Source organism: Bradyrhizobium sp. 45, from assembly GCF_023073155.1.
GTDB classification, from domain to species: Bacteria; Pseudomonadota; Alphaproteobacteria; order Rhizobiales; family Xanthobacteraceae; genus Bradyrhizobium; species Bradyrhizobium canariense_D.
Window position 1 is genome coordinate 64,550 of sequence record NZ_JADPIX010000024.1, and the last position, 14,197, is coordinate 78,746.

Annotated in this window: 11 protein-coding genes and 1 pseudogene; 4 read left to right on the forward strand and 8 right to left on the reverse strand. The window is 63.8% G+C overall.

What is annotated here, in order from left to right:
• Positions 1 to 38: 38 nt before the first annotated feature.
• Together IVB42_RS03865 and IVB42_RS03870 are read right to left on the reverse strand one after the other, a co-directional pair.
• The gene (locus tag IVB42_RS03865; protein WP_018460051.1) at positions 39 to 854 is read right to left on the reverse strand and encodes a thioesterase family protein; all 816 of its coding nucleotides are present in this window, start codon (positions 852 to 854) and stop codon (positions 39 to 41) included.
• A gap of 94 nt (positions 855 to 948) precedes the next feature.
• Positions 949 to 3,474, reverse strand: coding sequence for a glycogen/starch/alpha-glucan phosphorylase (locus IVB42_RS03870; protein WP_247469765.1), 2,526 nt, complete (start codon positions 3,472 to 3,474; stop codon positions 949 to 951).
• A 209-nt stretch (positions 3,475 to 3,683) separates the two neighbouring features.
• Between IVB42_RS03870 and IVB42_RS03875 the strand changes: the two genes are divergently transcribed.
• Positions 3,684 to 3,929, forward strand: coding sequence for a hypothetical protein (locus tag IVB42_RS03875; protein ID WP_247393477.1), 246 nt, complete (start codon positions 3,684 to 3,686; stop codon positions 3,927 to 3,929).
• 63 nt (positions 3,930 to 3,992) lie between these two features.
• On the opposite strand, the pseudogene IVB42_RS03880 reads toward IVB42_RS03875, so the two are convergent.
• A pseudogene (locus IVB42_RS03880) lies at positions 3,993 to 4,282 on the reverse strand (GIY-YIG nuclease family protein).
• A gap of 188 nt (positions 4,283 to 4,470) precedes the next feature.
• Between IVB42_RS03880 and IVB42_RS03885 the strand changes: the two are divergent.
• A complete protein-coding gene (locus IVB42_RS03885; RefSeq protein ID WP_018460048.1) occupies positions 4,471 to 4,902 on the forward strand; it encodes a hypothetical protein in 432 nt (143 codons plus the stop codon).
• Positions 4,903 to 5,058: 156 nt separating this feature from the next.
• Here IVB42_RS03885 and IVB42_RS03890 read toward each other — a convergent pair whose 3' ends face one another.
• Entirely contained in the window at positions 5,059 to 5,835 is a 777-nt protein-coding gene (locus tag IVB42_RS03890; protein WP_083926594.1) for a DUF2865 domain-containing protein, read from the reverse strand.
• Positions 5,836 to 6,107: 272 nt separating this feature from the next.
• Entirely contained in the window at positions 6,108 to 6,671 is a 564-nt protein-coding gene (gene pyrE, locus IVB42_RS03895; protein ID WP_018460046.1) for an orotate phosphoribosyltransferase, read from the reverse strand.
• Between the two features lie 199 nt (positions 6,672 to 6,870).
• Between pyrE and IVB42_RS03900 the strand changes: the two genes are divergently transcribed.
• On the forward strand, positions 6,871 to 7,497 hold the full coding sequence (locus IVB42_RS03900) for a glutathione S-transferase family protein (protein ID WP_018460045.1): 627 nt from the start codon (positions 6,871 to 6,873) through the stop codon (positions 7,495 to 7,497).
• Positions 7,498 to 7,537: 40 nt separating this feature from the next.
• Here the strand turns inward: IVB42_RS03900 and IVB42_RS03905 are convergent, their stop codons facing one another.
• The 3 genes from IVB42_RS03905 to IVB42_RS03915 form a co-directional block, all read right to left on the reverse strand.
• Entirely contained in the window at positions 7,538 to 8,173 is a 636-nt protein-coding gene (locus IVB42_RS03905; protein ID WP_018460044.1) for a LysE family translocator, read from the reverse strand.
• Positions 8,174 to 8,294: 121 nt separating this feature from the next.
• Entirely contained in the window at positions 8,295 to 11,375 is a 3,081-nt protein-coding gene (polA, locus tag IVB42_RS03910) for a DNA polymerase I (protein ID WP_018460043.1), read from the reverse strand.
• 210 nt (positions 11,376 to 11,585) lie between these two features.
• Complete coding sequence (locus tag IVB42_RS03915) at positions 11,586 to 12,653, reverse strand: acyltransferase family protein (protein WP_026233930.1); 1,068 nt, start codon at positions 12,651 to 12,653, stop codon at positions 11,586 to 11,588.
• Between the two features lie 193 nt (positions 12,654 to 12,846).
• Between IVB42_RS03915 and IVB42_RS03920 the strand changes: the two genes are divergently transcribed.
• Entirely contained in the window at positions 12,847 to 14,163 is a 1,317-nt protein-coding gene (locus IVB42_RS03920) for a UDP-glucose/GDP-mannose dehydrogenase family protein (protein ID WP_018460041.1), read from the forward strand.
• The last annotated feature ends 34 nt before the right edge of the window (positions 14,164 to 14,197 follow it).

The window sequence follows — 14,197 nt, forward strand, 5'->3', positions numbered from 1 at the left end:
GGAAACAGTCTGGATTGATGGCGAACTCGCGGAAGCAGCTACGCCTTGAAATAGGCGATCTGCGTCGTGGTCGCGAGCAGTCTTCCGTTCGGCGACCACAGCTCGGCGTTCTGGTCGGCGTAGCTCTTGTGCATGATCTTTGAATCGGCCGTCGCCAGCACGCGCGTGATGTCCTCGGCGGCGAGCTCTTCGCTGTCAGTGTGGAAATACGTCGTCAGCGACACCGTGCCGAACGGAACCAGCTCGCGTCGCGCGTGGAAGATGCGGCCGAAGAAGGCGTCCGACATCGACATCAGCGACGGCATGTCGAGCTTGCGCGGTTCGCGATCACTGATCCAGAGCTTTGAGTAAGTGCTGGCGAGCTCGGGCTTGAGCGGGCCGATCCGCATCTCGCCCTCGACGAAGCGGAATTCGTACTGGTTGGCCCAGGACGCCGCGATCTTCGGGAACGGCATCGTCTCTTCGAACGGCTTTGCATCGGGATATTGCGCCACCCTGTGCTCCCAGGACGGCCGGCGTTCGGCGAACACGGCGGTGGCGAGCGTTGCGACCTCGCCGCCGCCTTGCGACAGTTCGACGCTCCAGTGCTGGCTGGAGCGATTAGCCTTCACCAGCCGCACGTCCAGATCGAACGGCCCCTTCGCGATCGGCGCGCAGTAATTCACGGTGAGCGCCAGCGGGTCGCCGGCACGTTCCGGATGCTCGATCAGCGCACGCAGGATAGTCGCGGCGGTGGCGCCGCCGAACGGGCCGACAAAGGCCCAGTAATCGTCGCTGGTGTGTCCCTGCCAGCTGGAGTCACCGGCGGTGACGCGGGTGGCGTCGTCGAAAGGGTGCGGGAGCTTGGCGTGCATTATTCGATCCGGCGTTCAATGACGGACGTCATATCACGTCCGCCGCCGGCTTGTGCAATTACCTCGTGAGTAACCGATTTCACGTCGCGGAAATTCAGCCCGCGACGTCGCGCAAGGTCGGCAGCAGCGGCGTGGTGGGGTTGACCGGCACGTTCCAGATCTCCTCGGCGTATTCGCGAATGGTGCGGTCGGAGGAGAACCACGCCATGCGCGCGACGTTGAGGATCGAGGCGCGGGTCCAGGCCGGCGCCACCTGCCAGCGCGCATCGACGCTGCGCTGCGCCTCGTAATAAGAATCGAAGTCGGCGCTGACCATGTAATGGTCGAGATAGCGCAGCGCATGCGCGATCGATTCGAAGCGGCCGGGATCGCCGGGCGAGAATTCGCCGGCGCCGATCGCATTGATGGCGCGCTGGAGCTTCGGCGAATTGCGGATCACGTCGGAGGCGTCCAGCCCCTGCTTGCGCCGGATCATGACATCGCCGGCTTCCATGCCGAAGATCGCGATGTTCTCCGCGCCGACATGGTCGCGGATCTCGATGTTGGCGCCGTCGAGCGTGCCGATCGTGAGGGCGCCATTGAGCGACAGCTTCATGTTGCCGGTGCCGGAGGCTTCCATGCCGGCCGTCGAGATCTGCTCGGAGAGGTCGGCCGCGGGAATGATCACCTCGGCGAGGCTGACATTGTAGTCGGGCAGGAAGACGACCTTGAGCTTGCCGCCGATCGCGGGGTCGTTGTTGACGACTTCCGCAACGTCGTTGATCAGCTTGATGATCAGCTTGGCGTAGCGGTAGCTCGCCGCCGCCTTGCCCGCAAAGATCTTCACCCGCGGCACCCAGTTGCCGTTGGGGTCGTCCTTGATCGCCTGGTACAGCGCGACCGTCTCGATGACATTGAGAAGCTGGCGCTTGTATTCGTGGATGCGCTTGATCTGCACGTCGAACAGCGCGTTCGGGTCGACCTTGATGCCGAGGCGCTCGCCGATCAGGCGCGCCAGCGCCGTCTTGTTGTGAAGCTTGACTGCGCGGAACCTCTTCTGGAATTCGACGTCGCTGGCGCGGGCCTCGATCAGGCTGAGCTGCGTCGGATCATCGAGCACGGCGTCGCCACAGGTCTCGCGCAACAGATCGGTCAGTTTCGGGTTCGCCAGCATCAGCCAGCGGCGGAAGGTGATGCCGTTGGTCTTGTTGGTGATGCGGCCGGGGTAGAGATGGTTGAGGTCGTGGAACACGGTCTCCCGCATCAGGTCCGAATGCATCGCCGAGACGCCGTTGATGCGGTGGGAGCCGACGAAGGCGAGCTGGCCCATGCGCACGCGCCGGCCGCTCCGCTCGTCGATCAGCGACACCGAGGCGCGGAAGTCGATGTCGCCGGGGGCGCGCGCCTCTGCGAGCGCGAGATGCTGCACGTTGATGCGGTAGATGATCTCGAGATGCCGCGGCAACAGCCGTTCGAACAGCTCGACCGGCCAGGTCTCCAGCGCCTCAGGCAGCAGCGTGTGGTTGGTGTAGGACAGCGTGGCGACCGTGATCTTCCAGGCCTCGTCCCAGCGGAAATTGTGGTCGTCGATCAGGATCCGCATCAGCTCGGTGACGGCCAGGCTCGGATGGGTGTCGTTGAGCTGCACCGCGACCTTGCTCGACAGGCTGCGAAGCTGGCCGTCCGACGCAAGGTGCCGCTTGATCAGGTCCTGCAGCGAAGCCGAGACGAAGAAATATTCCTGGCGCAGGCGCAGCTCGCGGCCCGCCGGGCTCTCGTCGTTCGGGTAGAGGAATTTACAGATCGCTTCCGCGCGCGACTGCTCGGCGCTGGCGCTGACATAGTCGCCGGTGTTGAAGGCATCGAGCTTCAACGGATCGGGCGAGCGTGCCGACCACAGCCGCAGCGCGTTGACGTGCTGGCCGCGCCAGCCGACGATCGGCGTGTCATAGGCCATCGCCTGCACGGTCTCGGACGGATGCCAGATCGCGCGATCGCGGCCCTTGTCTTCGACATGCTCGACACCGCCGCCGAAGCGAATGTCATAGATCACTTCGGGCCGCTGCAATTCCCAAGGGTTGCCGAAGCCGAGCCATTCGTCCGGATATTCCTGCTGCCAGCCCTGATTGATGATCTGACGGAACAGGCCGTAATCATAACGGATGCCGTAGCCGATCGCAGGGATCGACAGCGTCGCCATGCTTTCCATGAAGCAGGCGGCGAGACGGCCCAAGCCGCCATTGCCGAGCGCCGCGTCCGGCTCGCATTTGCGCAGCTCAGGCAAGGAAACGCCGAGATCGCCGAGCGCGACCTCGAAGATCTTCAATAGCCCCATATTGTTCAGCGCGTCGCTGAAGAGGCGGCCGATCAGGAATTCGAGCGAGAGATAATAGACCCGCTTGCGCCCCGCATCGTAGCTGTGCTTCTCGGCCGTGAGCCAGCGATGCACGATGCGATCGCGCAGCGCCAGCGCCGCGGCCTGGTACCAGTCGTGCTTGGTGGCCATGCCCGCATCCTTGCCGATGGCAAGGCGCAGCTTCGCCAGGATCGCGCCCTTGATCTCAGCCAGAGCGAGTTCGTCGATGGGCTGGTTGGGGGCGGAGAATTTGGGCTGGAACGATGAATCTTGCAAAGTCGTCACTTCCTGGTCGCGAGAACACTACTGACCCTACGCATCTTGCCTCTGTACGGAACCATTGCTGGTGCGACCGTGCACTGCGTTTGGCGTAAAATTATGCAAGGAACGGGCCGATTTGGGAACCCGGACGCATACGGGGAAACGTGGATTTGGTGCTAGAATGGCGGCCAATTCAGCCATCAGTGTGGAGGAGGCGCCCGATGAACTCTCTGATGAGACCTGTGACGCGACGGCTGATCGAAATCGCCACCGCCACCTTCCTCGTCGTCTGCATCACCGCGTCCAGCGCCGCCTTCGCCGCCGGCAAGATCGGCCGCAGCGCCGACGGCCTGAGCTGCGCCGTCACGCTTCCGCAAAACGCATCCTCCGCCGCCCGCTGCGCCGCCATCAAGCGCCAATGCGGCGGCAAATTTTACGCAAGCGCGTGCGGGGATAAGTTGATGTCAGCGGCGAATTGAGCAGGGGCTGGTGCAACGAAGAAGGTGTCGTCCTGGCGGAAGCCAGGACCCATTACCCGCCTGTCAGATGAGGCCTGACCGATCATTCCAATCGGGATTTCTTCCTCGATCAGCTTGATCTTCCAGTCCCGCTTCCAGAACTTGAGCTGCTTCTCGCGCGCGATCGCCTCCTGCAGTGTTGCGTAGGCTTCGACATGAACGAGGCGGAAGATTTTATACTTGTGCACGAACTTCGAGCCGCGACCCGAACGATGTAGCTCAAGCCGCGCGCGGACGTCGTTGGTGATTCCGATATAGATCGTGTCGTGATGGCGGCTTGCGAGAATGTAGACGAAGTAGCTGCTCGTGCTCATGGCCCAACCCGCAAAAGCAACACTGACCGGGGTAATGGGTCCTGGCTTTCGCCAGGACGACGCTCTCCAACAATCGCGCCTAACATCAGAACAAATTAAGAACACTTTAGCAAGTCTTTGATATATCATTGTGATTCGGCGTGTTGCCGACACCATATCTAGCGTCTGCCAGACTTCGCGAGGACTACATGTCCACCATTGCCTTCGATCAATTTGCCCTCACCAGGATCGCCGATTTCGCGCGCTCGCTGTCGCGGCTGCATCAGGCGGCGCGGCGCCACGCGGTCGACGACGACCAGTTCGACCGCGAGTTCAACGCGGTGTGCCAGTCGATCTGGGGCTACACCATCGACGACGTCAGCGACGATCTGTTTTCGGCGCAGGACCATCTGTTCCTCGACACGCTTGACGAAGCGCATGCGCGCATCTTCGCCGCCGAGCAGGGTTATGATCTCGTCGACGACCAAGGCATGCTCACCGACTGGTGGGGTTTTTGCTGGATGATTTTAGCCGAGAAGCGCGGCCTGCTCACGGCAGACAACCGCGCCGCCGCGCGCGCGGCGATCGAGGAGAAATATCTGGCGGCGCCGAACGTGATCGGCGTGATCATCGGACGGTGACCCACCATCCTCCGTCATTGCGAGGAGCCTCTTGCGACGAAGCAATCCAGAGTGCCTCCACGGAGCCAGACTGGATTGCTTCGCTTCCGCCTTCGCTCTTCGAGCTTCGGCGGACAAGTCGCTCGCAATGACGGCTTGGCTACAGACGAGCCTGAGCTAGTCCAGCCCAGCCCGCTTCGCCGGCTTTTGCGTTTTCGGCACCGTCACGTCGGGGAGCGTCTCGCGCACGATCTCCGCGGCAGGGGCATCCGCCGCCACCGTGTCGGCGCGCACCGGCGCCACCTTCATCTCGCCGAGCCGTGCGCGGACCTGCGCGGTGAGACCGGGATAGGAGGCGACCGGGGTGAAGTCCGCGGCCTGGTCGTTGCCGACGCGGATGCCGGTATAGGCGACGAGACCGTCGCTGGTGGCGATCACGTCGCCGGGCTTTAGCGACGAGTCCAGCGCCAGATCGACCGGAGCAAGGCCGACCGGCTCGCGGCCGTTGCAGGTGCAGTCGGCGCGCAGCGCCTTGCGATAGGCGAACGCGTTCTCGCTATCGGCATAGCGCTCGCCGGTCTGCGACGCCGCGCCGTCGATCGAGGAGCCGAAATAGATCTTGGTGGCGCTTGCAGGACAGAACGCCTGACACATCTGCGCGGGCGAGGTGAGACCGCGCATCAGCGGAAAATATTTGCCGTCGCAGCTGCGCACGCAGAACGCCGGTCCCGAGCCGCCGGCCGCAGCCGAACGTGTCGGCGGCACGTATGGCGGACTTGCGCCGTTCTGCTGGCCGGTGAATGGATCGGCGTAGGAGCTCGGCTGCTGCGGCACCTCACGCTGCGGCCGCTGCTGCTGCTGCATTCCGCCGAAGAAGAAGTCGAACAGGCCTTCGGCCGAAACCGGGGCCGGAGCCGCAACCAGCGGTGCTGCCAATGTGGCGGCTACGAGCATCGCGCGACGCCACCGGCGCGCATGGGACATGACTGTACGCAAACGCTTACTCCACCCGGCGCTACCCAACCGGCCGGGACCATCAGGTCTCAGCACATGATTCACCATAAGGCGGGATGGTAAATGAGCGGTTGAGGGGGGAGGAGCGGTGTCGCCGGACGGGTGGACCTCGTCCATGGCCGGGCTTGTCCCGGCCATCCAGGATCTCTGGTGCGGCAAAGACGTGGATGCCCGGTCAAGCCCGGGCACGACGGCGGAAAAAGTCTAGCCGCTCAAGCCTTCAAGAACTCCGACGCCTTGTACAGCGAGCGGAACGGCAGCCCGGCCGCGCCAAAGGTGTCGTCGGCGCCTTCCTCGCGGTCGACCATGGTCAGCACCAGCACCACTTCCGCGCCGGTCTCGCGCACCGCTTCCACGGCCTTCATCGCCGAGCCGCCGGTGGTGGTGACATCCTCGACGATCACGACGCGCTTGCCCTCCAGCGTCTCGCCCCTGGGCAGCCCCTCGATCGCAAGCTTCGCGCCATGCTCCTTCGGCTTCTTGCGCACGAAGAAGGCCGCGATGGGATGGCCCTTGATCCAGGAGATCTGCGCCAGCGCGCCGGCCAGCGGCACCGCGCCCATCTCAAGCCCGCCGATGAAATCGAGCTGGTCATCCTTCAGCGCCTCATAGGTCAACTCGGCGAGCAGGGTCGCACCCTCCGGGTCGAGCATGGTCGGCTTGAGGTTGAAGTAGAAGTCGCTCTTGCGGCCCGACGCGAGCGTCACCTCGCCGCGGCCGAAGGAGCGCCGGCGGATGATCTCGAACAGGCGGGCGCGGGAGGCTGATTTAGACACGGCGGGCCCTCGGGAGCATTTTTGGAGGTGGCGGAATTTATCCGCGACGGCCTCGACATTCCAGAGGGGGCTTCCCCCGTCAACAGGGATCGGCCATCCCGGGCGGCCGGTTGTGGGGGTGCAACGTTCTGGGGTAGGTGGATGCCGGATATCTCGGGCAAGAAAACCTGCAAGAAGGCTGGGCAAGGACACGCGACAAATGACCATCGAGCTGCACACCTGGAACACGCCGAACGGCCGCAAGATCTCGGTCGCGCTGGAGGAGATGGGGCTGCCCTACAAGGGGATCCCGGTGAATATCAGCAAGGGCGAACAGATGGCGCCGGAGTTCCTGAAGCTCTCACCCAACAACAAGATCCCCGCGATCGTCGATCCTGATGGCCCGGACGGCAAGCCCGTCAGCATCTTCGAGTCGGGTGCGATCCTGCTGTATCTCGGCGAAAAGACCGGCAAATTTCTGCCGAAATCGCTTTCGGGCCGCATTCCCGTTTATGAATGGTTGATGTGGCAGATGGGCGGTTTCGGGCCGATGCCGGGCCAGGTGCACCATTTCATCGCGCTCGAGAACGAGCAGGACCGCGCCTACGGCCTCAAGCGCTACATGGCCGAGACGCGACGGCTCTACGGCGTCCTCGACCGCCGGCTGGAGTCCAGCGATTTCGTCGCCGGCGAGCTCTCGATCGCCGATTTTGCCATCCTGGGCTGGGCCTGGCGTCACCCTCGCCACAAGGTTGACCTGGCCGACTTTCCCAACGTCAAGCGCTGGTACGAGGCCCTGATGGCCCGCCCGGCGGTGAAGCGGGGCATGGAGGCGAAGCTAGATTGATCTTTCTCTCCCTCTCCCCGCAAGCGGGGAGAGGGGAAAATCACACCTTCCGCGCTTCCACCGCCATCCGCACCGCAAGCCCGGCCAGCACCGTGCCCATCAGCCAACGCTGGACCAGCATCCAGCTTGGCCGGCTTGCGAGAAACAGCGCGATCGACCCGGCCGCGAGCGCGATCATCGCATTCACGCTGACACTGATCGCGATCTGGATCGCGCCGAGCACCACTGACTGCGCCAGCACGCTGCCGGCGGTGGGATCGATGAACTGCGGCAGCAGCGCGAGGTAAAGCATCGCGATCTTCGGGTTGAGCAGATTGGTGACGAACCCCATCGCGAACAATTTGCGCGGGCTGTCGATCGCAAGCTGCTTCACCTGGAACGGCGAGCGCCCGCCCGGCTTCACTGCCTGCCAGGCCAGCCACAACAGATAACCCGCGCCGGCAAAGCGCAGCGCGTCATAGGCGAAGGGAACGGCGAGCAGCAGCGCCGTGATGCCGAATGCCGCGCACAGCATGTAGAACAAGAAGCCGAGCGCCACGCCGCCGAGCGAGACGATGCCCGCCGCAGGCCCTTGCGTGATCGAACGCGAGATCAGGTAGATCATGTTCGGCCCGGGCGTGAGCACGAGGCCGAGGCAGACGAGAGCGAAGCCGAGCAGGGCGGAGGCGTGGGGCATGGCTGAACCGGTGCGGGAGACGGCACGGTTCTAATATGCGTGGCGCAGTGGGGCCATCGCGCAATTGCTCGGAGGACAATTCAGCTTGTGCGTGTGCCTTCGCCGGGGCGGTACCGTCCGATCAATGCGCCTCGTCCCAATTGTTCGCTGCGCGTGCATCGACATGCAGCGGCACCGAGAGCAGCACGGCCGGGAACGGCGCGTCCTGCATCACGTGCTGCACGACGGGGAGCGTCGCCTCGACCTCCGCGTCCGGTACCTCGAAGATCAATTCGTCATGCACCTGCAGCAGCATCTGCGCAGACAGTTTCTTCAGGACCAGGGCATCCTCCATCCGCGTCATGGCGCGGCGGATGATGTCGGCGGCGGTGCCCTGGAGCCGGGCGTTGATCGCGGCGCGCTCGTTGAAGGCGCGCACCGAGGCGTTCGAAGCCTTGATGTCGGGATAGTACATCTTCCGTCCGAACAGCGTGGTGACGTAGCCGTGGTTCCGGCAGAAGTCGCGCGTCTCGTCCATGTAGGCGCGGATGCCGGGGAAGCGTTCGAAGTATTTCTTGATGTAGGCGGAGGCCTCTTCGCGCGCGATGCCGAGCTGGTTGGCAAGGCCGAATGCCGAAATGCCGTAGATGATGCCGAAATTGATCGCCTTGGCCCGGCGCCGGATTTCGCTCGGCATGCCCTTGATCGGCACGCCGAACATTTCCGATGCCGTCATGGCGTGAATGTCCAGACCGTCGCGAAACGCCTGCTGCAGCACGGGAATGTCGGCGATCTCGGCGAGCAGCCGCAGCTCGATCTGTGAATAGTCGGCGGAGACCAGCTTGTGCCCTGGCGTTGCGATGAAGGCGCGCCGGATCTTGCGCCCGTCCTCAGTGCGCACCGGAATGTTCTGCAAATTCGGCTCGTTCGACGACAGTCGGCCCGTCGTGGTCGCGGCCAGCGCGTAGGTCGTGTGGACGCGGTGGGTCTGGGGATTGACGTAGGTCGGCAGCGCGTCGGTGTAGGTCGATTTCAGCTTAGAGACCTGGCGCCACTCCAGGATCTTCCGCGGGAGCTCGTGGCCCTGCTCGGCGAGTTCGTCGAGCACCTGAGCGGTGGTCGACCACGCGCCGGTCTTGGTCTTGGTGCCGCCCGACAGTCCCATCTTGCCGAACAGGATGTCGCCGATCTGCTTCGGGCTGCCGACATTGACCGGCTCGCCCGCGATCTGCTGGATCTCGGCTTCGACACGGGCCGCAGTCTGGGCGAAGTCGCCGGAGAGACGCGACAGCACCTGACGATCGATCGAGATGCCGCGCCGCTCCATGCGTGCGAGCACCGCGACCAGCGGGCGTTCCAGCGTCTCGTAGACCGTGGTCATGTGCTCGGCGATGAGGCGCGGCTTCAGCACGCGCCAGACGCGCAAGGTCACGTCGGCGCCTTCCGCCGACAGCGACGCGGCCTTGTCGATCGGCACCTGGTCGAACGTGATCTTGCCCTTGCCGCTGCCGAGCAGCTCGTTGTCTTTGAGCATCGCGTGACCGAACCAGCGCTCGGACAGTTGCTCCAGCGCGTGCGAGCCGCGGCCGGCATCGAGCACGTAGGAGATCAGCTGCGCATCATCGGTGTTGCGCAGTGTGATGCCGTGCTGCGCCAGCATCACCGCGGTGAATTTGACTTCGAAGCCGATCTTGAGAATGCCTGGTGATTCCAGCACCGGCCGCAACGCTTCGATCGCATCAGTGTGCTTGACCTGGTCGGGCGCGAGGCCCGCGTCGAACAGGCCGGCGCCGCCGCCGGACTGCTTGTGCGCCAGCGGCACGTAGCAGGCCTCGTTCGGCGCCAGCGCCAGCGCGATACCGCAGAGGTCGGCCTGCATCGGATCGATCGAGTTTCCCCGGATCTCGACCGCGACATGGCCGGCATCGTGAATGCGCGCGATGAACGCGTTCAATTCCGCGAGCGTCTTGATGGCCTGGTACTTGCTGCGGTCGACCGGAAGCTTGCGCAAAGCCTCTTCCCGCGCGGCGGCGAGCGAAATCGGCGCGCCCTTCGGACTCGCGGCCTTGTCCTCCTTGCTCGCCGAAGGGTTGCGCTGGCCCACCGGAACTTGCGCCGGCGCGCCGGGTCCCGGGGCCGGCACGACGTCCGAAGGCGGCAGCGGCGAGAAGACGCTGGCGCCGCTGGAATAGCCGGGATCTGCATCGACGTTGGCCGGGTCAATCTGCGAGAATTCGGCGACGCGGCGCGTCAGCGTGGAAAACTCCATCGCCTTCAGGAACGCGATCAGCTTGCGCGCATCGGGCTCGTGGACGGCGAGATCGTCCAACGGGACGTCGAGGTCGACCTTGTCGTCGAGCAATACGAGCTGCCGCGAGATGCGCGCCTTCTCGGCGTTCTCGATCAGCGCCTCGCGCCGCTTCGGCTGCTTGATTTCGGTGGCGCGGAACAGCAATTGCTCGAGATCGCCATATTCGACGATCAGCTGCGCCGCGGTCTTGATGCCGATGCCGGGCACGCCAGGAACGTTGTCGGTGGAATCGCCGGCCAGCGCCTGCACTTCCACCACCTTCTCCGGCGGCACGCCAAACTTCTCGATCACCTCGGGGATGCCAATGCGGCGGTCCTTCATGGTGTCGTACATGGTGACGCAGTCGGTGACGAGCTGCATCAGGTCCTTGTCGGAGGACACGATTGTCGCGCTTGCGCCGCGCTCGCAGGCTTGCCGTACATAGGTCGCAATCAAATCGTCGGCCTCGAAGCCCACCTGTTCCAGGCAAGGCAGGTCGAAGGCGCGCACCGCCTCGCGGATCAGCGAAAATTGCGGGATCAGATCGTCCGGGGCCGGCTGCCGGTGTGCCTTGTACTCAGGATAGATCTTGTTGCGGAAGGTGATTTCCGACTTGTCGAAAATGATCGCCAGATGGGTCGGCCGGTTGTCCTCGGGCATCTCGCGCAACAGCTTCCACAGCATGTTGCAGAAGCCGAGCACGGCATTGACCTGCAAGCCGTCGGACTTGCGGTTCATCGGCGGCAGCGCATGGTAGGCGCGGAAGATGTAGCCGGAACCGTCGACCAGGAAGACATGATCGCCCTTGCCGGCCGCCTTCGCGGCAACGGGCTTGGCAGCAGCTGTCGCAGCAGCGGGCTTGGTTTCGGCGGCCTTGGGCGCGGCAGCCTTGGTGTCAGCTTGGGCGGTGGTCTTTGGGGAGCTCTTGGGCATGGCCGCAATGTATGAATTTTTGCGGGATTTGACAGCCTTGGGAGGTGGATTTTTGGCTTGCGGATGCCGCTATCCCCACTGTCATTTCCCGCATCCCCCGCTGTCATTCCCCGCGACGGCGGGGAATCCAGTACGCTGCGGCTTCTCCGTATACGACTGCTGCCCTCTGGAATACTGGATCCCCGCCTTCGCGGGGATGACAGCAGAGTATCACTCCGCCGCCTGCAACACCGCGCTTGTCTTCTTCGGCGCGATCCAGAACGCATCGGGCCGCTCGAACAGGAAGTTGCCGCCAAGGCGCAGTGCGATCTGCCAGATTGCGAGCGAGCCGATCACGCCGGCGATGGTCACGATCAGCGACACCGCACCGATGTCGGGAATGATGCCCGTGCGCAAGAGCAGCGTCCGTGTCGCCGCCATCGGCAGGAAGAAGGCGAGATAGATCACGATCGAATGCTCGCCGCAGAAGCGGAAGACATTCAGCCATTGCACGCGCGCGAGCAGCGTGCCCATCGTGATGATGGCGCAGGCGCCGGCGAAGCCGAGCACGAGCGATACGATTTTCCATTCGCTGGCGCCGAGCGCAACGAGGCCGGCATTGACCAGCACCCATGTCGCGAGCGCTGTCAGCGCCCATGCGGGATGATTGCGCGCGCGGTCCGACAGCGCGAACACGTAGGGCGCGAACAGATAGCCCGAATAGAAATAGATGAAGCGCGCGCAGAACTCGTCGATCGCGGTCCAGCCGGTCGAAATGCGCGCCGTCTCCAGCGCGGCCGCGACGAGCCATATCGCGGGCTGCGGCATGCGCCGTGTCAGTTTTGTGACGACGAAGAAGATCGGCAGGAGGTAGATGAACCATAGCGTGCCGAACGGCTCGACGAAGGATTCCAGATATAGCAATCCGGCGTCGCGCCAGCTCGTTTCCGCTGCGAATGCGGGGGCCTTGAAGCCGAACTGGATTGTCACCCAGACGACATAGAAATAGGCGAAATGCACCATCTTGCGGTCGAGATAGGTTCGCCAGTCCCGGTCGATCACCAGTGACAGGAACAGACCCGAAATCAGGAAGAAATCCGGCATCCGGAATGGCTTCGCGAAGGCCACCAAAACATGCATGAAACCGGTCTCGCCGGCGGCAAGCTCGACCCCCAGCACCGAATGCATCATCACGACCATGACGATGCAGATGCCCTTGGCGTAATCGACCCAATCGACGCGCGCAGCAGCCGGGGCCTTGAGTCCCCCGCTCGCGGCGATTGTGCCTGATGGTGCCATGGTGTCTCTTTTCGAGGCGTGTTCCGCCAGCATCTGTGTGAACGCGGAGCAGTTTGCCGCCTTGCGGCTTACGATTTCTTTACTGGTACAATTGCTGTGCCGTTTTTTGCACGCGGGCTGTTCCCTCACCCCGGGAAAATGCTAAACCGCCGTGGAATTGGGGTTTTGTTAACCAAGCCAAACAGGGTTTTTCATGCGCATTGCTATGATCGGCACGGGCTATGTGGGACTGGTGTCCGGAGCCTGCTTTGCGGATTTCGGCCACGACGTCATCTGCGTCGACAAGGACGAGAAGAAGATCGCGGCCCTTCATCGCGGCGAGATCCCGATCTACGAGCCTGGGCTCGACGAGCTGGTGGCGACCAACGTCAAGGCCAAGCGGCTGGAGTTCACCACCGATTTGTCCAAGCCGGTTGCGGATGCCGATGCTGTCTTCATCGCGGTCGGCACGCCGTCGCGCCGCGGCGACGGCCATGCTGATCTGTCCTACGTCTATGCCGCTGCGAAAGAGATCGCGCAGTCGCTGTCCGGCTTCACCGTCGTCGTGACCAAGTCGACCGTTCCGGTCGGCACCGGCGACGAGGTCGAGCGCATCATCGGCGAGACCAATCCCAAAGCCGACGTCGTCGTCGCCTCGAATCCCGAATTCCTGCGCGAGGGCGCGGCGATCCGCGACTTCAAATTCCCCGACCGCATCGTCGTCGGCACCTCCGACGAGCGCGGCCGCAAGGTGATGAGCGATATCTATCGTCCGCTGTCGCTGAACCAGGCGCCGCTGATGTTCACGGAACGCCGCACCGCCGAGATGATCAAATACGCCGCCAACGCCTTCCTCGCGACCAAGATCACCTTCATCAACGAGATCGCGGACCTCTCCGAAAAGGTCGGCGCCAACGTGCAGGAGGTCGCGCGCGGCATTGGCCTGGACAACCGCATCGGCACCAAGTTCCTGCACGCCGGTCCGGGCTTCGGCGGCTCCTGCTTCCCAAAGGACACCAAGGCGCTGATCAAGATCGCGCAGGACTACGACGTGAGCTTGCGCATCGTCGAATCCGTGCTCGCGGTCAACGAGAACCGCAAGCGGGCGATGGCGCGAAAAGTGAGCCAGGCGCTCGGCGGTTCGCTGCGCGGCAAGACCATCGCCGTGCTCGGGCTCACCTTCAAGCCCGACACCGACGACATGCGCGACGCGCCGTCGATCCCGCTGGTGACCGGCCTGATCGACATGGGCGCGAAGGTGAAGGCCTTCGATCCCGTCGGCATGGAGCAGGCGAAGACTGAGCTGCCCAGCATCACTTATTGCGAAGACGCCTATTCCTGCGCGGAAGGCGCCGATGCGATCGTGATCGTCACCGAATGGGTGCAGTTCCGTGCGCTCGACCTCGACCGGCTGAAGGCAACCATGGCACAGCCCGTCATTGTCGACTTGCGCAACATCTACCGCCCCGAGGAGATGGCTGCGGCCGGCTTCGTCTATGAGAGTGTTGGACGGCCGCCGGTGCAGGGCTAGCGATCCGACCTCGCAACGATTCCGTCATGGCCGG

What these genes read in the sequence shown, in the direction of transcription:
- IVB42_RS03865 (WP_018460051.1), bottom strand. Translation starts at nt 854, where the DNA reads ATGCACGCCAAGCTCCCGCACCCTTTCGACGACGCCACCCGCGTCACC.
- IVB42_RS03875 (WP_247393477.1), top strand. Translation starts at nt 3,684, where the DNA reads ATGAGACCTGTGACGCGACGGCTGATCGAAATCGCCACCGCCACCTTC.
- IVB42_RS03885 (WP_018460048.1), top strand. Translation starts at nt 4,471, where the DNA reads ATGTCCACCATTGCCTTCGATCAATTTGCCCTCACCAGGATCGCCGAT.
- IVB42_RS03890 (WP_083926594.1), bottom strand. Translation starts at nt 5,835, where the DNA reads ATGCTCGTAGCCGCCACATTGGCAGCACCGCTGGTTGCGGCTCCGGCC.
- IVB42_RS03900 (WP_018460045.1), top strand. Translation starts at nt 6,871, where the DNA reads ATGACCATCGAGCTGCACACCTGGAACACGCCGAACGGCCGCAAGATC.
- IVB42_RS03905 (WP_018460044.1), bottom strand. Translation starts at nt 8,173, where the DNA reads ATGCCCCACGCCTCCGCCCTGCTCGGCTTCGCTCTCGTCTGCCTCGGC.
- polA (WP_018460043.1), bottom strand. Translation starts at nt 11,375, where the DNA reads ATGCCCAAGAGCTCCCCAAAGACCACCGCCCAAGCTGACACCAAGGCT.
- IVB42_RS03915 (WP_026233930.1), bottom strand. Translation starts at nt 12,653, where the DNA reads ATGGCACCATCAGGCACAATCGCCGCGAGCGGGGGACTCAAGGCCCCG.
- IVB42_RS03920 (WP_018460041.1), top strand. Translation starts at nt 12,847, where the DNA reads ATGCGCATTGCTATGATCGGCACGGGCTATGTGGGACTGGTGTCCGGA.